Raw genomic sequence first — 22,840 nt, 5'->3', positions numbered from 1 at the left:
CAACATTAATCGAGTAAGTAGCCAAGCTTATAGTTAAGCGTAGGAATAGAGTCTTCAGTAAACAGCAGCAAAAGATCACATTGAATATTGTAATCTTCGATTCGATAGTTGATTTCCATCGCTAGAGTTCGTTGCCATTTGTCTGAGTTGTCGTGAATGAGTTCATTGACGCTGCAATGTCTGCCAAGTACAACTGGATGTGCCTGACTGAATTTCATGTCAAGTTGTTCAGATATACCATTTAGAAATGCTCCTATGAGCACGTTACCGGTATCCATCATCACTTCTATTTCTGTGGTGATGTCTTCTGGATTATCTAAGCCCATCAATTTGGCCATGTCTTCAAAGCTAGAGTCATGGAACAGCAATAACGCTTCACCAGCGATTCCTGCACCAATAAATCCTTGGCACAGCCCTGATACAGTTGAGTTTCGCTCGGTGGCTTTTAAGGCCATGGTTAATTCACTAACTTCTAGCACGTTCACATTTGGGATTGGTAATAATACAAATACATCTAAAAGCTTAGCGAGTAAGTCTGCGGCTCTACCCATAGCGACGTTAGCGATTTCTTGGCATGCGTCACGCATATCAACTTTCATCATTGGAGTGTCGTCAGCTTTATTACCCTGAGTAAGGGTTAAAATGCCGTACTCTTGTAAAATATGGCTGATAGCTTCTGCACTAACGGGTTTTTGAATAAAGTCCAGAGCTCCTAAAGCTTTGACTCGCTCATGGGCCTTAATTTGAATATCACCTGACACCACAATGATCAGCGCGGGTAAATCTTGCTGTTGTACCGCTTGGAGTACTTCATAACCATCCATCACCGGCATGTTGAGATCGAGAAAGACAATCTCACCTTTACCTGCGCGAATGACCTCAAGCCCTTCGGCACCATTGGTGGCGTAGCTAATTTCAACGTCCCAGTCTTTGGGGAGAGTTCTTGCCATTTGTTTTCTGGCGAGTGCAGAGTCGTCGCATATTAATATTGGAATGGTCATTGTTGCGGGTCTTCCTTATTTCGCCTTTAAGAAAAAAACACTCATTTATGCAACCGCGAGTGGTATGAGGCGGATAGTTATAATTATAAGACTATTTACAGCGATTTTTTGTTCGTTAGCTCATTATACGTATTTGCTTACTATATTGATAACTTAGTTTTAACATTTAATTAAGTTGGTAACATTTGTATGGCTGTTACCACAATGTCATCAATGTCATATCAATCTGGCGTTATATTTCGTGTAGAAGCATGAAGATTGGATGGTTATGCCTAAATTAATACTGTATCAGGCTAACACTCAATGGAATATTGTTCAAAATAAAGCGTGGCAACATTTTGACCAATGCTGATTATTTGTCATGTTATTACTATTCGGCAGATAGTCCAGATATGTTAGTCTAAAAACTGGACTGACCAGTAATAGGGTGCTTTATGGAAAAAGAGTTAATTAAGTTCAGGGTTGAGCATGGTATTGCCCATGTTTGCCTAAACAGACCCAGTAAAATAAATGCGCTTAATGTTGAGATGTTTACCGCGATAGATGCGCTTATTAAGCAGATCAGAGCTGATAAACAGATTAATGCGGTGATTTTATCCGGCGCCGAAGGCAATTTCTGTTCAGGCTTAGATGTGAAGAGTGTGGCGAGTTCACCCACCAGTGCCTTGAAGCTATTATTTAAGTGGTTGCCAGGTAATGCAAACTTAGCTCAGCGGGTGTCTTTGGGCTGGCAGCGTTTACCGATTCCTGTTATTGCGGTGTTAGACGGCTGTTGTTATGGCGGTGGCACCCAAATAGCGCTAGGTGCTGATATTCGTATTGCCACGCCACATTGTAAGTTGTCGATAATGGAAGCAAAGTGGGGGCTTGTGCCAGATATGGCTGGTTTGGTGGCATTAAGACAAATTATGCCGAAAGACAAAGCGTTGATGTTGACCTATACCGCGGATATTTTAACTGCTGAGCAAGCGCTTGAGCTAGGTTTGGTGACTCAAATAAGTGATAACGCTTATGAGTATGCTACGGCATTAGCTCAAAAAATTATGCGTACTTCGCCCGATGCCAATGCCGCCATTAAACGCAGTATCAATCAAAGTTGGAGTGCCTCTGTACGCAGTTTATTAGCCCGGGAATCGTTGAGCCAAATTCGATTATTATTGGGGGAAAACCGGGTGATTGCTGCGATTAGACAAACTAAAAATCCACATAAGGCCTATCGCGTTCGTCAGTCTTGGTGGTAAGTAAATCGATTAGCACTAATGTATCGATGCAATGACTATCTACCGATAACGGTTCGGGAAAAGCCTTCAATTTGATTCAGGGCTTCTTCCCAGCCACTAGCATTGCTTAAATCTAAACTCATCTGATATTGGCGATAGTATCGAGCCGGTTTAACTTGATTGTAATTAAGTCGAGTAGTGGCTTGTTCAATCGAATTAGGGTGTGCATCAGCCGATTGAATATCGAGTATTGGAATCGACATAGTCACTAATTGCTCGGCAATTGATTTACGCTGACTTTGCGGATCGATTAAATATTCGTACTCGCGATAAGGGTTGATGATGACCAGTACATCTGGCGTAGGAATTTTTTTGTCATAGAGCAAATTGATGATCATGCCGGCGCTGTCATCAAGCACAATCATAATCTTTCCGCCAGGGAACAAACTGGTGGTTGCGGGTAATTGATTTAGGGCTTCATTTAGATTGGTTTGTTGAAAATTTCTCAGTTCAAGTAACTGAGATGATTCATATTTAGGAACGCTTTTGTCACTACTTAATTGTAATTGTTCTGTGCCTGCTTTAGTAATTTCTTCAGGTTTAGTGGCATAGTTTGGTCGATATAAGCCTTTTGCTGGTGTGAGGCTAATACTCGCCCAGCCGAGGCTATTAATATTAGTCCGCAGATAGCTAGCTAAACCCGCGGCATCTGCATCTGTGTCTGACGCGGCCACAATCACCGCCGAGCCAAAGTGTTTTTTACTCTGCCAAGACCGGACCAGAATCTCACTTTGTTTACCGTCAATAGTGATAAATTTTATTTCATCAGCAGATAGGTAAGCATAAGGTTGCTGCGCTTTTACGCTCGGCATGGCCATTAATAAGCTTACTGTTACGATTAATAACAGACTTAGTCGTCCTAATTGCACCATAACCTCTCAGTAAAAAACACTTAATATGATTAGCTTAATGTATAACGATGAGTAAAAACAATGCCCTGATAAACAGGGCATTTTTTACACGACATTATTGCTACAACGAGTTAAGCGTTATACGTGGCTAACAAGCACCATACGTATTGCATCAAGCTGTAATTGACTGTTGTCCATGTAGCCCGTTAATTCGACCATTTGATTACGAATATATTCTAGTTCGTCTTCACGAATGTTCGGATTAACTGCTTTTAAGGCTTCTAGTCTTTCTAATTCGCCAGTGAGTTGCTGAGTCATTTTAGCGCGGCCATCGACCACTAACTGTGCTAGCGATTGCTTGGCAAACTCTTCACCTTTGGCCAATAAAGGGTGCAAAATAGGCTGCGATGCATTAACAAGCTTACTGGAAATATGACGGTTAACCGCACTAAGTTGCTTATCAAAGCTGGCATAATCCACTTTGTCTGCCATGTTTAAGCCATTTTTATCCAGCAACACTCTAATAGGAGTGGGTGGTAAATAACGGTACAGCTGACTCGCCTTTGGCGCCGAAGCATCGGCCATGTAAATCAATTCTAAAAACAGGGTACCTGCAGGTAACGCCTTATTTTTTAGAATGGCCACACTGGTGGTGCCGGTATCTGAGCCGGTGATTAAATCTAAGCCAGTTTGTACTAAAGGGTGCTCTTGTGAAATAAAGGCAATGTCATCACGTGCCAACGCCGTGGTGCGATCGAAGGTGACTGTGATGCCATCTTCATGCAGTCCAGGATACGTTGGGAACATCATGTGTTCACTAGGGCGCAAGATAATCGAGTTTTCACCACGATCTTCTTGATCAACACCAATAATGTCCCATAAACGGATCACTGAACCGATTAGATGGATATCATTATCACTGTCTGACAAGCGTTTAATTAACGCATTAGCACGCTCGCCGCCATGAGAGTTGATCTCTAGCAGTTTATCGCGGCCTTGCTCCATTGCTTGCTTAAGCTCTTTGTAGCGATGCTGAGTATGATTGAGTAATTGGGTCATTATCTCTTCATCATCGTCGCACAGCACGTTAATCAGCTCATCAGCAAATTCGTTAAATAACACATGTCCGCTCGGGCAAGTGAGTTCAAACGCATTCAATCCTTGATGATACCAACGCATTAATCTTTCTTGGGCGGTATCGCGCAGGTAAGGTAAATGAATTTGAATATCGTTTAGCTGACCAATACGATCTAAACGGCCAATCCGCTGCTCTAGTAAGTCAGGGTTAAGCGGCAAATCGAACAGTACTAGGTGGCTAGCAAATTGGAAATTGCGACCTTCAGAACCGATTTCAGAACAAATTAATGCCTGAGCACCGCCTTCTTCTTGGGCAAAATACGCCCCGGCTTTGTCACGTTCAATAATCGACATTTCTTCATGAAAAACCGTTGCCTGAATACCTTCGCGAGTACGTAATGCTTCTTCAAGACTTAAAGCCGTTTCAGCTTGGCTGGCAATAATCAGTACTTTTTTGCTGCGGTGAGACTTTAAAAACTCAATTAACCAATCTACTCGAGGATCAAATTTCCACCAACTGGCACTGTCGCTTTCAAAAGCTTGATATAGTTTTTCAGGGCTCAATGCCTGAGCGGCTTTATCTTGTGGTTGTTTGGCGCTGCCCATCATGGCATTGACACGTTCCGCAGTAACGTATTGTGCTGGCATGTCTTGTGGATAGGCATTAAACAAACGCTTGGGAAAGCCTTTCACTGAGGCGCGACTGTTACGATAAAGAACGCGGCCGGTACCATGACGATCGAGTAATTCTTGCAGTAATTCTTGACGTGCCGCTTGCTGTGATTCGGCATCAACATCCTTTGACTGGATCAAGCGGATACTTGGCTCGATGTCTTTTTCGCTCAGCAATTCGGTTAAGCTATTAATGGCGCTGTCGGGTAATTTACTGTCTTTACTTAATGCTTCAGCCGCTTCTGCCACATCCTTATAGCTTGATTCTTCTGCTAAAAAAGCATCGTAGTCATAAAAACGATCTGGGTCGAGTAGGCGCAAACGAGCAAAGTGACTTTGATGGCCCAGTTGATCTGGTGTTGCAGTTAATAGCAATACGCCAGGGACGACTTCACTTAACGCTTCAACGATTTTATAGGCGCGGCTTGGCGCATCTTCTGACCATTCTAAATGGTGAGCTTCATCGACAACCATTAAGTCCCAATCGGCATCGACAGCTTGTTCAAGACGTTTTTTCTTACGCAATAAATCAAGTGAACAAATAACCAATTGTTCGGTATAGAACGGATTATCATTGTCGGCATAAGCTTCAACACAACGATCTTCATCAAATACTGAAAAACGTAAATTAAAGCGACGTAACATTTCAACTAACCACTGGTGACGTAGCGTATCGGGTACGATAATTAAAATGCGTTCAGCACGACCAGTGAGTAACTGCTGATGAATAATTAAACCCGCTTCAATGGTTTTACCTAACCCTACTTCATCGGCCAATAATACTCGCGGCGCATAGCGACTACCGACTTCATGAGCAATCCATTGTTGGTGAGCAATTAAGCCTACTCGTGGGCCTTGCTGACCGAGTAAGTCTGATGTGGCTAATTTGTGGCGTAATAACTGACATTGGTAACGTACACCAAAGCGTTCTAAGCGATCAATTTGACCAGCAAATAAACGGTCTTGGGGCTTATTGAAACGAATATTGTGGTTCAGCATCGTCTCACGAAGACTGACCTTTTCTTTGGTTTCGCTGTGGATCCCGTGATAAATCACCAATTGATTTTTTTCTTCAAGCTCTTCAATGGTGATACTCCAACCTTCACCGCTTTCGACAGTGTCTCCGGGGTTAAAAATAACCCGGGTTAAGGGAGCTTCACTGCGAGAAAACATCCGGTTTTCTCCAGTGGCAGGAAATAGCAGCGTAACCATGCGGCCTTCAACTTGAACGACTGTTCCTAATCCGAGTTCTGACTCGGTATCACTTATCCAGCGTTGACCTAAGGCAAACGGCATCTTCTACTCTCATTTATTGCGTGAAACAAAAAAGGGGGCGTATGTTAAACCAAACCCATCCAGATTGAAATTCTAGCATTGATTTATCGTGTAGATGTTCATTTTTACACCATCTTGACATGTTAGCGTCACATTGACGTCATAGTGTGAAACAAAGGCGTTAATGATGACATTGAGTTTTTCTTCAGCCAGTGGCATATTTTATGAAGGCAGCATTGTTATGGCAATGGCCTGTTTTCAATAAAGACTTTAATTATCCCTTTAATGTTATACGTTTAGCTAAGTGATACTGATTCTATTCATTGAGAGCACTCTGGAGGCACCATGCAACAAGACGACAAAAAGTTGTTTGTACTGGATACCAACGTGTTACTGCATGAACCTTTAGCGATATATTCGTTTAAAGAACATGACGTAATTATTCCCATGACTGTGTTAGAAGAGCTCGACAGTATTAAGGACAGGAAGCGAGATGTGAGTCGTGATGCTCGGGTTGCCATACGAGCATTAGAAGATATTTTGGGGGGACCCACTACTCCGGAGCAAATTTTAAAAGGCGTTCCATTACCTACACGCGAGGAGCATGCTGAGGTATCGGGGCATTTATCGATTTTTCCTGATCATCAAATAGAATTTATTATCGGCTCACTCCCGGGCGATAATAACGATAACCGCATTATTAATACCGCGCTGCATTTACAAAAACTTCATTTTCCCCGCACCGTAGTGCTCGTTACCAAAGACATTAACATGCGCTTAAAGGCCAAAGGCGCGGGTATTGAGCGAGTAGAAGATTATCGTACTGATCAATTGATTGATGATGTGCGCTTTCTTGCTAAAGGCTTTTACCAGTTCCCGGGTGATTTTTGGCAAAATATCGATAAAGTCTCTACCGATCGCAAAGACCGCCATACGGTTCATCAAGTACCATTGGAGCATCTTGGTAATGAAAATTTTTATCTTAATCAGTATTTAATTGACGACAGTTCCGATTTTTGCGGCCGTGTTGCCAGTAAAACAGATCAATACCTAGAGATCATTGATCGTGGCCGCGATCGCTTATTGCATCATCAAGCTTGGGGGGTTAAACCGAAGAATATTTATCAAGGCATGGCACTTGATGCCTTGCTGGATCCTGACATCGAACTGATTATTCTGACGGGGCCCGCTGGCTGCGGTAAAACACTATTAGCCATGGCTGCTGCATTAGAGCTGGTGGTTGAGCGTAAACGTTACGACAAAATCATTGTAACTCGTAATACCCCCGAAATTGCTGAGTCGATAGGTTTTTTACCTGGCACCGAGGAAGAGAAGATGACTCCCTGGCTAGCCGCAATTACCGATACCTTAGAAGTACTCCACAAAAATGATGTTAACCCTAGCGGTAGCGTGAACTACATAATGGAAAAGGCCAACATTCAATTTAAGTCGATTAACTTTATGCGTGGTCGCTCGATTCAAAACTCAGTGGTCATTTTAGATGAATGCCAAAATCTCACCGCATCACAAATTAAGACCATGATCACTCGAATGGGTGAGGGTACTAAGCTTATCTGCAGTGGTAATTTAGCCCAAATAGATTCGACTTACTTAACCGCAGTGACGTCAGGCTTAACCTACATAGTCGAGCGTTTTAAAGACTTTGAAGGCAGCGCTAATATTTATCTCAATGGTGTGGTTCGTTCACGATTAGCTGAATTTGCTGAGGAGCATCTGTAATCGGTTAACCAATAGAAAGCGTTATCTGCACCAAAGAAGCTGATATTCTCATACATACATAAGGTTACATTGGGTAACCTTATGTATTATCACTCTTTTAAATAAGTCTTAAGGTCTGTGATGTTTACTGGCCGCAGGTTGGGCAAGTCCCTTGGGCTATTAATACATGTGCTTGAGCTTATGTTCCTGATATCATAATCAATAGTTTTATATTACCGAATTTTTTGGTGTTATTCGTTCGACAGCGGGTCTTTTTTTACGCTGTATCAAGGGTGGTTAATGAAACCGACTGAGCCAGATTTACAACTAAAATCTCCTATTCAACGTAATTATAACCGAGCGGTGTTCTACACTTATATCGGGGTAATTGTGATGGCGTTACTGACGGCAGGCATTATGTTTGAACGTCAAAAAGAGCAGCAAATTCAACAGCGAGAAGAGCAGGTTGCCCGTCATGTTATGCAAATCGACTTATTGCTCGAGTCGAGTATTCGCGCCGTGAAAAGTTTACGTGATGTGGCTGTTGATCATCTACGCTTAGGTGAGTTTGTGCGTAAACAACGCTTACCAGAATATGAAAAGTTTAACGAAGATGGCCAGTATTTTACCTTAGAACCCAATTACGCTAACAGCGGCTTGCCATTTACTAACATGGGCAGGATTACTGGTGCGGGCTCACTAGAAGGACGTAGTGAGAGCTTCTACCAAGAGTTGGAAATGCTGTTTGAACTATCATTATCTTTCCCCGTTGCCAAAGAAGCAGCCCCTAAAGCCTCATCAATTTATTATATTTCTAAACGTCGAATGATGTCATTTTACCCATGGGAAAGTAATGACTTACGCTTTAGAGATGAATTACTCAATAAGAAACAGTTTCAATTATCGACCCCTTCAATGAACCCGCAACGCAGCGTATTTTGGAGTGAGGCCTACATTGACTCAGCCCACCAAGGCTTAATTACTACGCTAGGTTTACCGGTATATTTAGACGATGAGTTTATTGGTTCAATTAATTTAGACATGACCTTGTCGTCGTTAGATAAGCAAATTCGTACTTACTTTAAAATGCCTGGTACGGTGATTTTGCTTGATCAGCAAAACAATATTTTATCTCACAGTGACTTTGATTCTAATGAGATGAATAAGGTTTATCACATTAGCCAGCGCATTCCGGCAGAGTTACATTCGTTGTCTGAATCTGAGTTATTTGATGCCCACGAAGGCATTTTACGTAACGGCTATTATATTCACAGCGTTGCACTGCATAACGCCCCATGGCGCTTGCTGTATTTGCAAGATGAAGATGATTTATTTAAAGATTCGTGGGACAAGCTGCAACTGAGCTTTTTGTTAGTGGTGTTGGCCTTGTCACTGCTGGTCACTATTGTGCATTGGCAAACGCGTCGTGCATTCGTTAGCCCAGCTTCACGCTTGCTAACACACTTGGAAGCGTGTTCTCAAACACCAATTAGACCGCCGGAAAAAATGACTCATGGCTGGGAGCCGTGGTTTGCACTGGTGAGCCGTATTTTTGAAGAAAACCGCCAATATACTCATCATCTAGCCGAACAAAATAAACGCCTAGATAATTTAGTGGCGCGCCGAACTCAGCGTTTACGTGAAACGACTGAGCGCCGTGAACGTGAATTTGCACTACTGCGGTCATTAATCGACTCAATCCCTGAAGCGATTGTGTTTAAAGACAAAGAGGGTAAATATTTAGGCTGTAACAAATCAGCAGAAAGAATGCTGGGTTACCGCGAAAATGAGATTATTGGCTTAACCTCATCAGAAGTGGTTAGCCCAGAGCAGGGCCAGCGCATTGGTGAGGAAGATAACAAAGTATTGACCCAACAGCATTCATTACGTTACCAAGAGCGGGTAAATATTGAAGGTAAACCAGTATTACTCGATACCTTTAAACTGCCATTTTATAATCGCCGTGGCGACCTATTAGGTTTGATTTCCGTTTGGCGTGATATTACTCGTGAGTACGAGGCAGCTGAACAATTGCGGATGTCTGAGCAACGTTATCATCTTGCTATGGATGCGGTAGAAGATGGATTGTGGGATTGGTACATTGATTCGGAACAGATTATTTGTAATCCCGCCTTCTATTCGATGTTGGGTTATCAAGCCCATGAATTTCCGCCATTACTCGAATCAATCGATGAATTGTATCATCCTGACGATCGTGACCGGGTGCAGGAATATCGCTCTCAGTATGTGCGTGATCCGGTTGGTACTTATGAAATTGAGTTCAGAATGCGCGGTAAAAATGGCCAGTATTACTGGGTGTTATCCCGAGGTCGCGCCGTCGAATTTTCTGAGGACGGTTGCAGTAAGCGGATGCTAGGTACTCACAAAGACATTACCCGTCAGAAGAGTAACGAAGTGGCCTTGCTCGAAGCCAAACAAGATGCTGAATTGGCCAATATGTATAAGAGTGAGTTTTTGGCTAACATGAGTCATGAAATTCGCACGCCAATGAACGCGATTATTGGCATGCTGCAGTTGGCGCAACGGACTAATTTAACCCCGCAACAGCAAGATTACCTTCATAAAGCTGGCTTCTCGGCGCAGTCGTTATTGCGCATTATCAACGATATTCTAGATTTTTCTAAAATCGAAGCCGGTAAATTAGAGTTAGAAAGAGTCGCTTTCCCGCTGGATAAAGTGCTTGATCATGTTATTGATATTAATGCCATGAAAGCGCAAGAAAAAGGCGTTGAATTACTGCTGTATGCGCCTGTCACCGCAGGACTTATCCTGTACGGCGATCCGCTACGTTTAGGCCAAGTCATCGTTAATTTATTGTCTAATGCGGTTAAATTTACCCAAACGGGTGAAGTTGAGCTGGGTTGTGAAGATGTGGGTGAGCGTGACGACCGCATTACCATGAAGTTTTGGGTACGCGATACCGGTATTGGGATCAGTAAAGATCAACAAGCAATGCTGTTTGATGCCTTTTCACAAGCCGATGGTTCAACCACACGTAAATATGGCGGCACTGGCTTAGGTTTATCGATCAGTAAACATTTAGTGTCGATGATGGGCGGCACCATGCAAGTAGAGTCCGAGCTAGGATCGGGCAGTACCTTCAGTTTTACCATTAGCTTTGAAATTGCCGAAGAACAAGTCGTCGAGCCATTAGTGGTGCCAGAACAATTAAATAATCTCACTACACTGGTGGTTGATGACAACCCAAGTGCATTACAGATTTACTCTACATTAATGACAGATTTCAGCTTTGGAGTGAATACCGCCGACAGCGGCCAAAAGGCTCTGGAGATTTTACGTAAAAAGCCGGTCGATTTATTATTGCTAGATTGGATGATGCCAGAAATGAACGGTTGTGACGTGATTAAAGCCGTTGATCAAATGATTGAAGACGGCAGCTTAGAAAAACGTCCGATTATTATTTTAATGACAGCTTATGCAGCAGAACCATTAGACCATGAATTACAAAAAGATTCTGTTTATGCAGTATTACAAAAACCGTTCAAAGCTTCGGCCTTGTTTGATGAAATTATTAATGCTTTTGCCAAAGAGCCAAAGCTTAATGCTATGCCGGTTATTATTGAAGCCGAACCTACTAAAGCATCCGGTTTAGTGCTATTGGTTGAAGATAACTTTATTAATCAACAAGTGGCATCTGAATTACTCAAAAGTGCCGGTTATGAAGTGGTGATTGCCGATAATGGCCAAGTGGCGTTAGATGTGATCGATTCTAAGCCGTTTGATGCCGTGTTAATGGACATTCAAATGCCAATAATGGATGGATTAACCGCTACCGCAGAATTACGAAAACGTTTTAGTAAAGAACAAATGCCGATTATTGCCATGACTGCCCATGCAATGTCCGGTGATAAAGAGAAAAGTTTAGCCGCAGGCATGAATGCCCATATCACTAAGCCAATTGTGCTTACTGAATTATTTGAAACCTTATCGCATTGGATTACATATAAACACAATCATAAAGACGAGTAGTCTTTTGACGATAGGACATTACCGACAAGGAGATTAATTATGGTCCGCCGTAGTATTTCATTGGCACTGTTGCTGGCGATTACGCCAGCAACATTATTTTCTACAGCCGCAATAGCGGCTAGCGACTCAGCCCAAACAATAATCAACAATGCTGAGGCTGCAACAGGCTTTATCAATCTATTTTACGATGCTAAATCCGCTGAGTTATACCTACAAGCAGATAAACTCAATCAACCCTTTTTATTGCTGACCAGCTTACCTCATGGTGTGGGTTCAAATGATATTGGTTTAGATCGTGGCCAATTAGGCCAAACCCGCATGGTGCAATTTGAACAGCACGGCCCTTTCATTATTTTAAAGCAGCTTAATCCTAATTTTCGCGCCTCTAGTGATAATGTCGCTGAACGCCAAGCGGTTACACAAGCCTTTGCTGAGTCGATTTTATGGCGCGGTAAAGTTGTGGCAGGTAAAACGGCAATCGTTGCAATTAATGACCTAGTGATTAATGATTTGCATGGTGTAACTGATGTGTTGGCGGCAACCAATCAAGGCACCTATAGCTTAGACCGCAGCCGTTCCGTCATTTTACCGCAAGGGATTAAATCGTTTGCACGAAATGCAGATGTTGATGTTAATTTAACCTTTACGGCTAGCAAATCGGGTAAGCAAGTTGAGCAAGTCACTCCAGACGGTAAAATGCTGTCTGTACGGGTGCGTTATTCATTTGTACAACTGCCAGAGGCCGGTTATCAAGCCCGCAATTATCATCCTATGAGCGGTTATTTGTCTGATCAATATGCCGATTATTCTACTGCGGTTGATCAACCGCTGATACAACGTCATTTATTACGCCACCGATTACAGAAGGTCACGCCTGGGGATGCGCCTAGCAAAGTGGTTAAGCCCATTGTGTATTACCTTGATCCCGGTGTACCAGAGCCGATCCGCAGCGCCTTACTCGAAGGCGCCCGCTGGTGGGAAACGGCCTTTACTGACGCTGGCTTTATCGATGGTTTTAAGGTGGAATTACTGCCCGAAGGTGCTGACCCTCAAGATGTGCGTTATAACATGATCCAATGGGTACATCGCGCCACCCGAGGCTGGTCATATGGCGCAGCGGTTACCGATCCGCGAACGGGTGAAATTATAAAAGGTAATGTCACTTTAGGCAGTTTGAGAGTTCGCCAAGATCACCTCATCGCTAGGGGACTTATTGCTGGATGGCCAGATCGTAAAGCCGCAGCCGACGCGGCAATGGCATTATCACTTGCTCGTATTCGTCAGTTAGCCGCGCATGAGGTGGGCCATACTTTAGGACTGGATCATAACTTTGCCGCGTCAACAAATGATGATGCCTCGGTGATGGATTATCCGCACCCATATGCCAGTATTCAAAACGATAAAATCGATATCGCCACCCCATATCGTGAAGGTATTGGTGAGTGGGATAAATACACCATAGCGTATGGTTATGGTGATATAAAACAAACGGATGCATTGTTAACATCGACCTTGACTAAAGGTTTTCGTTATATTGGTGAAGCAGATTCTCGCAGTGTTAGCGCCAGTAATGCATATGCCAGTTTATGGGATCGTGGTAACGATGCTGTTGCTGAGTTAGTGCGTTTAGAAACCGTGCGCCGTAAAGCGATTGACGATTTTAATTCAGATGCATTATTAGCCGATGAGCCCCATGGCGAATTAGCCGATGTGTTTGTGCCTATCTACTTGCTGACTCGTTATCAAATCGACGCCGCAGCAAAGTGGATCGGCGGAACAGATTACAGTTATCAACAAGTCGGCGCTGGTGTACGTTGGAATTATATTCGCCCTGAAATGCAATTTGCTGCACTCGATACCTTGTTGATGAGTTTGCAAACCAAGAGTTTATTAGTACCGAATAATGTATTGCAAGCTTTGGTTCCTAAAGCGGGAAACTATGCTAAAACCCGTGAAAGTTTTGGATCAAACTTAGGTGTGATTACCGATCCTGCTGCGATGGCTGAAGTCATGAGCCGTCATGTTGTGACTCAACTATTAGCGCCAGAGCGTTTAAATCGAGTCAGTCAGGCCTATATGGGCGATAGTCAGCAGCTGTCGGTGGTTAAATTAATTGATAAACTTGTTGGCGCAACCTTGTACCAAGATTTACCTAGTGGACAAGGTTTAGCAGAGCAAATGCGGGTGAACACTGTGGTGATTGATGGCCTATTAGCGACGTATCATAATCCTAAAACAGCCCCTGAAGTGAAAGCCCAGTTGGCGGCAAGAGTTGATTATATTATTAAGCAGCTTAAACGCCGCAGTAATCGTGGTAGCGATTATCAATCAGCACATTATGATTGGTTATTTCAAGGGATAACCAAAGGGATGGATGACTCAAGTTATCGACTTATTACTAAGCCTGTGGACATGCCACCTGGCTCGCCGATTTAACATAGCCCATTATTTTTACGGCAAATATTTTTAACGGCTAATAAAACGCGACCCTATCGGGTCGCGTTTTAGCTTGTGGCAGCTTTAAAACATGCTTGTTATGTGGTTAAAAATATTAAAGTGGATGATGGCATATAGTTTCATCACTCATTATGCGCAACTTGATGATCAATCTCTTTAGGGTTTTTAGGATAGAAGTTATCTGCTTTACGATCGATATGGCTAAATTGACGGGTATTCTTGTAGGGCAGTTTCATGAAGCCTGAAATCCCATGACCTTGAATTTTATTGGCATGAGCGATAATACGATCTAAACAGGCCCGAAACGAAGCTTGTTTACGTGGATTTAATAACCGTAAATAGCTATGAATTTTTAAGTGGTTTGGTAGCGCTTCAAAAATAATACAACCTGTATGATGTATTTGGTTTAACCAGCCAAGTTCTGTCATGATTTCAGCTGGTAGTTCTAAGTTTTCTTCTGGATCTTTACCGTCTTCAAAGTATGAATGCAGCCGAGATTTGTCTTCTAAAGTGGGCACATCACCGACTTCAAAAGGCATTTGCAGTTCACCGGTTATTTTATATTGGTGCTCGGTGCTTTTTCGCTCAAGATGCAAGGTATCTTTAGCATTGAAGAAACAAGCTTTAAATACTCCGATTCGTTTAATTCCCCGCGCCATAGTGACCATGTTATTCACCGCTAATATTAACGGTGCTTTGCTGTCGGGATCGTAAATGGCTAAATTGGAGTCAATAAATACCCCTGATTCTTGCCAATGGATCACGAGACCACCGACAATCGGATACTGTGCTAAACGGCCTACTGCAGCAATAAAGCCTTTTTCGGTATCAGCCATACCGGCCATAAAGTTACGATAATATTTATCCAGTTGCACATCATCCATTTTAGCAATGGGATCTTGAGTATTGTGCTCTTTTAAAAATGATTTTCGTGAACTATAACTCACGGTTTCAACCGTTTTTGAGCGCGGTTGGGCCCACACTGGAATGTCGGGGGTTAACGGCGGAGTCGATAATATCGGTAAATGCATTCTATGGCTGTGACGCAGACTTTTGAGGAAATAATCACCAGCAAGATTGCGCCGTTCTACATCGTCGCTGAGCATTGCATCGAGTGTTTTTGCCAGTTCTATGGGCAATCCTATGCTGGTGGCTGGAATGACTTTGGTGCCGAAACGACTGATTTGGCCTGATGCGAGTGCATACAGGGTTGCCGCTGCGCCTTGCTCGTCAAATCTTGGTGTTGATAATGCGCCACTCAGTTGCTCGTCACCAATAAAGTAAACATCTCCCATGCGAGCATTGGTATGCTGCTGATCGCTGGATAATAAGGACATAACATTGTCATCAACCGCGCGGTTGTGTTCATCTCGCTGAGCAAATACCGCAGACCCCCAATCGATTAATGATAGCTTGTCGGTTTCAATATCATAAACTAAGTTCGATGGCTTAATATCGCCGTGTACTAGAGGCTTGCCTTTGCGCAGATAATATAAAATATTAGCCAATTGCCTGGCAATACTCACCACCATTACAGGGGGTAAGGCACCTAATCGCTGACAAATTTTGTCTAAATCTTCGCCTTGAGCCCGCTCCATGACTAATATTCCCTGCTTACCTACGCGTTCAAATTTAATCGCTCCAGGCACGTTAGGATGATGCACTTGGCTGAGCATATAGGCTTCTTCTTCCAGCCTATCTTGAACACTTTGGGGTAAATTTACTCTTGAGAATTTAAACACATGCGACTGGTTAAACTCATTGACTCCTGCAAACACAAAACCATAAGCGCCTTTACCAATAAATTCAATTTGTTGATATCCCAGCTTGCTGAGCTGTTGCTTACACAGACGAACCCATGCTTTATGCTTACGGGCGTCATTAGCGCTTAGCAGATAGATAGACTGCTCTTCGTTAATATAAAAGTGCTGCAGCTGCGGTGTTTGCAAAGGTTAGCCTCCATTGACTGTTAACTCATTAAACCTTGATTAACCTTACGACGGCAAGTGCTGGTTATTTAAAACATGCGATTCCATTGATATATCATAAAGTCTATTTAACCTTTTTAGCTGCAAATCACTCAAAGAGCCCATATCAGTCGCTATTTTTAATTGATTAACAGCGGCTTCCTATCTAAAAAAATCCGATATGTAAACCTTGACCTATATCAAATCAAAATGAATCAACACTGGGTATTATGGTTGCAGCAGTTAATGAATGTTTTTTGTGAGAGGTTATATGCATAATATAAATAAAGCTGAATTAATTCAGTTGTTTAATTTTCCTCGGCAGCGAATTTTACAGTCTATGGAAGTGACCCATTGTCCTCATGCGGTATTTTTTAATCAAAGTGATGAGCAATGCATAACATGTCATCAGGGTGAAGAATGTGTGTGGATTAATCATAATGATGAAATGGTTGCACTTGAGTTGAAGTCAATCGACGAATTAAAGCAGCAATTATTAATCGCAGTTGATTACATCGATTCTAATTTAAGCCCACACCATATGTCGCGAAGAAAGTGCCAATGTGAAAACTGTCGTTGGTTAAGACAAGTACAAATGACTCTAGACGGCAAAGTTTAGGTCGCATATTGCTAAATCAGTAACGGCAGTTGCATCCCTTTTTTTTAGTCTTTAAAGTAGCCTGCACAACACTAGCAACTTGACTGAAGAATAGCATTATGGAACCCAGCTTTTGGCATGAAAAATGGCAATTACAACAAATCGGTTTTCATCTAAACCAAGTGAACCCATTTTTAGTAAAATATTGGCCGCATTTGGGCTTACCTGAAAATAGTGAGGTGTTTGTTCCTTTATGTGGTAAATCGTTAGATATGTTTTATTTGGCCGAACAGCGTCATACAGTGTTAGGCTGTGAATTAAGCTTAATCGCGGTAAAAGATTTTTTTACTGATAACGATATAGTGTATCAAGAGTCTCGTATTAATGATCACGCGGTATTCTCTGCCGAGCAAGTGACCTTATATCAAGGTGATATTTTTACTCTACCTTCCCAATTAACATCATCGATTAGCGGCTTTTATGATCGCGCGGCACTGATTGCTTGGCCTGAAGAAATGCGCCAACAGTATGTTCATACACTAGCTGCACTAGTGCCTGCTGATGTTAGTGGTTTACTCATTACCCTTGATTACCCACAAGAAACTCTAAAAGGACCACCGTTTGCTGTGAGTCCAACCTGGATTGAAACCTACTTAACAGCTTATTTTACGGTCGAATTACTTGAGTGTGCTGACGTGTTGGCCGATAACTCTAGGTTTGTTTATAAACAGGTGCCTTGGCTTAATGAAGCTGTGTATAAATTGACTCGAAAATCATAACAATGCCCCCAAAAACCTACCGATATACTCTGTAGGTTTTTTAGGTTCAATAGTTTGTTAAGTCATTGTAGTGGAGGGCATAAGGGTTATGCTCTAAGCGTTATCGGTGGACACAAATCGATTTCAGCGTAGGCATAAATTGCCGCTAAATGTGCCAGCTCACGGACCGAGTCTAGCTGTACAGGTAGAGTAAGAGCATAACTAAGGCCAAACCAAGGGTTAATAGTAACAGGCTAAGTCAGCTATTTTCTGTAGGCTACCACATGAATAATCAAAGGATCCGCAATGAATTTCAGTGATAAACCTGACCGCAGATGGTCAAAAGCCCATAAATGGGAAAAATACAAAGGTACAGATATATTGCCTATGTGGATTGCTGATACTGAGTTTCGCTGTGCAGAACCTATTTTGTCTGCCTTACATCAGCGCATTGATGATGGTCTGTTCGGTTATACCTCACCGGCTCACGATACCGATGCCTGTGAGGCCGTTGTGGCGTGGTGTCAACGTCAATATAACTGGAAGATTGATCCCAGTTGGCTAGTGTGGACTCCGGGTGTAGTGCCGGCGTTTAATGTGGCTATAAAAGCATATTGCCAAGCAGGGGATACGGTTATCGTACAAACACCCAATTATCCTCCTATATTAGCTGCAGCGGGTATTAATCATCTCAACCGAACCTGTATAGGCTCGATAAAAGTGGCAGGGCGCTGGACACTCGATTTTAATGCCTTAGAAGCGGCGGCCGCGGATCCTAAAGCCAGCTTATTTATTATGTGTAATCCAATGAATCCGCTTGGGACAGTCTTAAACCAAGCAGAACTCGACACAATTGCAGCAATCTGCACAAAGCATGGCGTCATGCTGTGTTCCGATGAAATACACTGTGATTTAATTTTAGATGACGTGCCACATTTACCTGCCAGTGCGCACCCAGAGTTGGCTGAGCATTCAGTGACATTGATGGCCGCGAGTAAAACCTTCAATATTGCGGGATTAGGTACGTCTTTTGCTATTATTCCCAACGCAAAATTAAGAGCCGCCTTTAACCATGCCGCCCGTGGAATTATGCCATCGGTCACTGTGACAGGCCTTACTGCCACCAATGCAGCCTTCAGACATTGTGATGAGTGGCATCAACAACAAGTGGCTTATTTAACAGAAAATCGCGATTATTTAGTCACTGAAATTAACAAAATCGACGGTTTAAAAGCTATCGCACCCGCGGCGACTTTTTTACTCTGGGTTGATGCCAGCGGGTTGCAAGTTACCGATACGCAAGCCTGGTGTGAAGCCAAAGGTGTCGGCCCATCAGCGGGCAAAGACTTTGGTGATAAAGACTGTTTTCGCTTGAACTTCGGTTGTTCACGAGATTATTTAGTCGAAGCCATTAAAAAACTGCAGGGCAGAGACGTTTAACCGCCGGCAAAACTTTTGTTTTTTTACGGGTAATATCAATATAAAGTAAAAAAATTGACCCTTCATCCAGTAGTTACTCGTATAAATGTAGAATAAGAATTAAGGGAACGTGTTCCACGATGACATTACCTATACAAAACGCTCAAGAAATGGCTAAACGATCGACAACGTTTGTTGACTCTGGATCATTGCGCAGAACCCCTAAGCTCAACAGTGGCACCGTGGATGATAAGCGCCAAGAAATAGCGCTTTACTTCACCAACACCTTTGATACCTATACGCAACTGTTTGATTGTTTGCGCGATGATGCCGGTTTTTATCAAAAACCTATCCCCTTGCGCCACCCGCTTATTTTCTATCTTGGGCATACGGCCACTTTTTTCATCAACAAGCTACTATTGGCAAAACTGATACCCGATAGGATTAATCCTCATATGGAATCAATTTTTGCGGTGGGTGTTGATGAAATGAGCTGGGATGATCTGTCTGAAGACAGTTATGACTGGCCCAGTGTTGCTGCGGTAAAAGACTATCGCGCTAAAGTACGTGCCACAGTATTAACATTAATTGATACCTTGGACCTGGTGCTACCCATTGATTGGGACAACACCTGGTGGCCTATCGTCATGGGTATTGAGCATGAGCGTATCCACCTTGAGACGTCATCGGTACTCATTCGCCAACATGAATTGGCCAAAGTCCAGCCATTACCTCAATGGCAAGCTTGCAAAGATACTGGCCAAGCTCCAAAAAATAAACTTATCAGCGTTGCCGCTGGCTCAGTAAATCTTGGCAAATCACTTAATAGTGGCTTCTATGGCTGGGACAACGAATATGGCCAACATCAGGCCGAGGTCGCTGAATTTAAAGCCAGCCAATATTTAGTCAGTAATCAGGAGTTTCTCGAGTTTGTTGAGGACGGTGGATATGAGCAAAATCGTTTCTGGAGCGATGAAGGCCTGGCTTGGCGGCAATTTACTGAGGCGAAACACCCAGCATTTTGGCGTTGGCATAATGGCTGGTATTTGCGCTTGATGACGGAAGAAGTTGATATGGCTTGGGATTGGCCTGCTGAAGTTAACTACCATGAAGCGAAAGCGTTTTGTGAATGGAAAACAGTAGTAACGGGGCAACAAATTCGCATGCCAACTGAAGACGAATGGTATCGCTTGTGTGCACAAGCGGGCGTCGAAGAGTTGGGGAATAGTGCCGCCAATGCTAACTTGCATCTTGACCATTTTGCCTCATGCTGCCCGGTAACGCGCTATCAACATGGTAATTGGTTTGATGTGGTGGGCAATGTATGGCAATGGACCGAAACGCCGATTTACCCGTTCGATAACTTTAAAGTACACCCATTGTATGACGATTTCACCACGCCAACTTTTGATGGTAAACACAACCTGATCAAAGGTGGTTCATGGATTTCAAGTGGTAATGAAGCACGCCTTAGTGCACGTTATGCATTTAGGCGTCACTTTTTGCAGCACGCAGGATTTCGCTATATTGCCTCTGAAGTGGAGGCAACGTCTCATAAGGCTTACTACGAAAGTGACCAGTTGTTGTCAGAATATGCAGAGTTTCACTTTGGTGACACCTGGTATGGCGTAGAGAATTTTCCTAAGGCCTTAGCTGATATTGCACTTGAGGCAATGAAGGGTAAACCCACAGCTAAAGCCCTTGACTTAGGCTGTGCCTGTGGTCGAGCAAGTTTTGAGTTGGCGCGTCAGTTCGATGAAGTAGACGGTATTGATTTTTCTGCCAACTTTACTCGCCTAGCGGCTAAAATGGCACAGCAAGGTGCAGTGCGTTATGCCCGAGCGGAAGAAGGCGAATTAGTGAGCTATCATACTCGAACCCTGCAAGAACTAGGGTTGGAAGCTTATGCAAACCGTGTCGCATTTCATCAAGGTGATGCCTGTAACCTCAAACCCCAATTCACTGCTTATGATTTAGTGCTAGCAGCTAATTTGATTGATAGGCTCTACCAGCCAAGCCGTTTTCTGGCGGATATGGCACAGCGTATCAATGACGGCGGTTTGCTTATTATTGCATCGCCTTACACTTGGCTGGAAGAACATACACCCAAGGCAGAATGGATAGGGGGTTTCAAAAAAGATGGTGAAAACTACAGCACGTTAGATGGCTTGAAAGATCAACTATCAAGCCACTTTAAGTTGATCGGTGAGCCGCGCAAAGTGCCGTTTGTGATCCGTGAAACTCAGCACAAGTTTCAGCATACCTTGTCTGAACTTACGGTTTGGGAGCGCTTGCCTCGCTGATAAGCGCCTCAATTTCCTCTGCAATCAATTTGTGGTCTACCAGTTGTTCAAACCAGCTGGTGGCCACAATGTCGCTTTGCAATCCAAGCAAGGTTCCCAGCACTATGCCACGATGTACGTTGTCGCCGCCTAAGTTAGTATTCACTCGCAGTGCTTGCCAAGGATCATGTTGGTATTTACAGGCCAGATACAAGACCACAGGCCAAGAATCTGAAATATAACATGCCCTTGAAAACACTTGGCCGACTACCTGATTGTCGGGCACATTACGTTTTAACAGACCGGCTAAATGAGTACTCGTTAAGCCTTTACTTGCTTCAAGTAAAAGTGCTTTAGTGCTGGTCTCATCCGGCCCTTCCATCAGAGCACACAAGAGTTGTACGTAGCTATCACACACCTGCATTAAGGATTCATCAGGATGGGTTAAGGCCAGATGCGCTCGGCAGGTAATCTTTATTTCGGCTTCGCTTATGCCCTTAAGTCGTTCTGAAAACACCAAAGGCGCTATGGTTACCAATGCACCAATGGATGCAGTATCGTGAGTTATCATCCCACAATTTTCAGGCTTGCGTCCCTGTGCTAAGTTAGCAAAAAATCCTCTATGGTAGGACTCTGCATAAGTATCGGGATGAGCGGCGGGAGTCATTGTCATAAAGTCAATATAGGCATTAACAAATGCTTGTCGGTCGTAGCGTTGTGGCGAACTCGCCAGAGTGCGCATCAGTACGCGAGCGCAATGGGCGTTAAGGGTATTTTCACCCGCCTGCATGCCTTGATGATAATGCACATTCGGTCTGTCCCAAAACTGCGCCTTATCTTTTAAAATAATATCGCCTATTACTTGCGGCGGCTGATCGTGAGCTGCATGTCCCTTAGACGACCGAGCATTGGATTGTCGCCCTCCTTTGTGTTTTGAGTGCAATGACATAATAGATGAAGGGTGACACTCAGGTGCAGCTTCAAAGCGCTGAATACCACCCGTAAAAGCACGCTCGATTTCCATTGGTTGATAATACCAATGCACTGGCATGGCTAAAGCATCAGCAATAAAGCTTGTTTTAAGTGCCCAGGTAACGCGAAGTGGCTGAGAAGGGTTGTGATCCATGGTAATGCCTCTTTTACATGGAATAAAACACGCGCAAATACATTATATATCGCAACAATAGCTTACGAATCGATAACGAATGGGTAATTTTTACCATGTTAATATTGATTAAAAACGTATGTGGTCATCCTTGATACGTCATTTATACCAGACTAGATGTTTTTTTAAGGCAATAGGATAAATTTACTTCGCAACCATAATCTTCACCCCGACAAGTACAACCGCTTTTTGAGTGTGTGGAAGATATAGAGGACGTAACAGATTATGTACAGCAATCTATGATGATATATCTGTTGATTTGGCTTTTGCTTCGGGGCTAAACCATTGCGGCTAAAAGATGAAAGGTT

At 43.2% G+C, this 22,840-nt stretch carries 13 protein-coding genes; 8 read left to right on the top strand and 5 right to left on the bottom strand.

Features of this window, described 5'->3' with window-relative positions; all coding sequences use genetic code 11:
• Window positions 1–5 precede the first annotated feature (5 nt).
• On the bottom strand, window positions 6–1,001 hold the full coding sequence (locus H5164_RS07200; protein WP_124015119.1) for a response regulator: 996 nt from the start codon (window positions 999–1,001) through the stop codon (window positions 6–8).
• 434 nt (window positions 1,002–1,435) lie between these two features.
• Here H5164_RS07200 and H5164_RS07195 point away from each other — a divergent pair, with 434 nt between their 5' ends.
• Window positions 1,436–2,242 (top strand): crotonase/enoyl-CoA hydratase family protein, encoded by an 807-nt coding sequence (locus H5164_RS07195; protein ID WP_182755390.1) that lies wholly within the window; start codon window positions 1,436–1,438, stop codon window positions 2,240–2,242.
• A 35-nt stretch (window positions 2,243–2,277) separates the two neighbouring features.
• On the opposite strand, the gene H5164_RS07190 is transcribed toward H5164_RS07195, so the two are convergent.
• The gene (locus H5164_RS07190) at window positions 2,278–3,153 is read right to left on the bottom strand and encodes a DUF3530 family protein (RefSeq protein WP_182755387.1); all 876 of its coding nucleotides are present in this window, start codon (window positions 3,151–3,153) and stop codon (window positions 2,278–2,280) included.
• 117 nt (window positions 3,154–3,270) lie between these two features.
• Window positions 3,271–6,177 (bottom strand): RNA polymerase-associated protein RapA, encoded by a 2,907-nt coding sequence (rapA, locus tag H5164_RS07185; RefSeq protein ID WP_182755385.1) that lies wholly within the window; start codon window positions 6,175–6,177, stop codon window positions 3,271–3,273.
• 324 nt (window positions 6,178–6,501) lie between these two features.
• Here rapA and H5164_RS07180 point away from each other — a divergent pair, with 324 nt between their 5' ends.
• From H5164_RS07180 to H5164_RS07170, 3 genes are all read left to right on the top strand, one after another.
• Window positions 6,502–7,896, top strand: coding sequence for a PhoH family protein (locus H5164_RS07180; protein WP_182741611.1), 1,395 nt, complete (start codon window positions 6,502–6,504; stop codon window positions 7,894–7,896).
• A 279-nt stretch (window positions 7,897–8,175) separates the two neighbouring features.
• Window positions 8,176–11,886 (top strand): response regulator, encoded by a 3,711-nt coding sequence (locus tag H5164_RS07175; protein WP_182755383.1) that lies wholly within the window; start codon window positions 8,176–8,178, stop codon window positions 11,884–11,886.
• Between the two features lie 39 nt (window positions 11,887–11,925).
• A complete protein-coding gene (locus H5164_RS07170; RefSeq protein ID WP_182755380.1) occupies window positions 11,926–14,322 on the top strand; it encodes a zinc-dependent metalloprotease in 2,397 nt (798 codons plus the stop codon).
• A gap of 143 nt (window positions 14,323–14,465) precedes the next feature.
• Here H5164_RS07170 and H5164_RS07165 read toward each other — a convergent pair whose 3' ends face one another.
• A complete protein-coding gene (locus H5164_RS07165) occupies window positions 14,466–16,292 on the bottom strand; it encodes a protein kinase domain-containing protein (protein ID WP_182755378.1) in 1,827 nt (608 codons plus the stop codon).
• A 289-nt stretch (window positions 16,293–16,581) separates the two neighbouring features.
• Here H5164_RS07165 and H5164_RS07160 point away from each other — a divergent pair, with 289 nt between their 5' ends.
• The 4 genes from H5164_RS07160 to ovoA all read left to right on the top strand — a co-directional run bounded on the left by H5164_RS07160 (window position 16,582) and on the right by ovoA (window position 21,388).
• Complete coding sequence (locus tag H5164_RS07160; RefSeq protein ID WP_182755376.1) at window positions 16,582–16,929, top strand: hypothetical protein; 348 nt, start codon at window positions 16,582–16,584, stop codon at window positions 16,927–16,929.
• A gap of 98 nt (window positions 16,930–17,027) precedes the next feature.
• Window positions 17,028–17,687, top strand: a complete 660-nt coding sequence (locus H5164_RS07155; RefSeq protein WP_124015110.1) for a thiopurine S-methyltransferase — start codon at window positions 17,028–17,030, stop codon at window positions 17,685–17,687.
• Window positions 17,688–17,972: 285 nt separating this feature from the next.
• A complete protein-coding gene (locus H5164_RS07150; RefSeq protein ID WP_182755373.1) occupies window positions 17,973–19,106 on the top strand; it encodes a MalY/PatB family protein in 1,134 nt (377 codons plus the stop codon).
• Between the two features lie 119 nt (window positions 19,107–19,225).
• Window positions 19,226–21,388: a 5-histidylcysteine sulfoxide synthase gene (gene ovoA, locus H5164_RS07145; protein ID WP_182755371.1), complete on the top strand. Its 2,163-nt coding sequence runs from the start codon at window positions 19,226–19,228 to the stop codon at window positions 21,386–21,388.
• Here ovoA and H5164_RS07140 read toward each other — a convergent pair.
• Window positions 21,360–22,493: an ADP-ribosylglycohydrolase family protein gene (locus H5164_RS07140; protein WP_182755369.1), complete on the bottom strand. Its 1,134-nt coding sequence runs from the start codon at window positions 22,491–22,493 to the stop codon at window positions 21,360–21,362. The genes ovoA and H5164_RS07140 overlap by 29 nt on opposite strands.
• Window positions 22,494–22,840 lie beyond the last annotated feature (347 nt).

Origin of the sequence: Shewanella sp. SG41-3 (genome assembly GCF_014164545.1) — a bacterium.
In the GTDB taxonomy this organism is placed as follows: Bacteria; Pseudomonadota; Gammaproteobacteria; order Enterobacterales; family Shewanellaceae; genus Shewanella; species Shewanella vesiculosa.
Note: the sequence above shows the minus strand (reverse complement) of the source record. Positions and strands in the feature narration are given on the sequence as shown.

What these genes read in the sequence shown, in the direction of transcription:
- H5164_RS07140 (WP_182755369.1), bottom strand. Translation starts at nt 22,493, where the DNA reads ATGGATCACAACCCTTCTCAGCCACTTCGCGTTACCTGGGCACTTAAA.
- H5164_RS07175 (WP_182755383.1), top strand. Translation starts at nt 8,176, where the DNA reads ATGAAACCGACTGAGCCAGATTTACAACTAAAATCTCCTATTCAACGT.
- H5164_RS07180 (WP_182741611.1), top strand. Translation starts at nt 6,502, where the DNA reads ATGCAACAAGACGACAAAAAGTTGTTTGTACTGGATACCAACGTGTTA.
- H5164_RS07155 (WP_124015110.1), top strand. Translation starts at nt 17,028, where the DNA reads ATGGAACCCAGCTTTTGGCATGAAAAATGGCAATTACAACAAATCGGT.
- H5164_RS07170 (WP_182755380.1), top strand. Translation starts at nt 11,926, where the DNA reads ATGGTCCGCCGTAGTATTTCATTGGCACTGTTGCTGGCGATTACGCCA.
- ovoA (WP_182755371.1), top strand. Translation starts at nt 19,226, where the DNA reads ATGACATTACCTATACAAAACGCTCAAGAAATGGCTAAACGATCGACA.
- H5164_RS07190 (WP_182755387.1), bottom strand. Translation starts at nt 3,153, where the DNA reads ATGGTGCAATTAGGACGACTAAGTCTGTTATTAATCGTAACAGTAAGC.
- H5164_RS07195 (WP_182755390.1), top strand. Translation starts at nt 1,436, where the DNA reads ATGGAAAAAGAGTTAATTAAGTTCAGGGTTGAGCATGGTATTGCCCAT.
- rapA (WP_182755385.1), bottom strand. Translation starts at nt 6,177, where the DNA reads ATGCCGTTTGCCTTAGGTCAACGCTGGATAAGTGATACCGAGTCAGAA.
- H5164_RS07150 (WP_182755373.1), top strand. Translation starts at nt 17,973, where the DNA reads ATGAATTTCAGTGATAAACCTGACCGCAGATGGTCAAAAGCCCATAAA.
- H5164_RS07160 (WP_182755376.1), top strand. Translation starts at nt 16,582, where the DNA reads ATGCATAATATAAATAAAGCTGAATTAATTCAGTTGTTTAATTTTCCT.
- H5164_RS07200 (WP_124015119.1), bottom strand. Translation starts at nt 1,001, where the DNA reads ATGACCATTCCAATATTAATATGCGACGACTCTGCACTCGCCAGAAAA.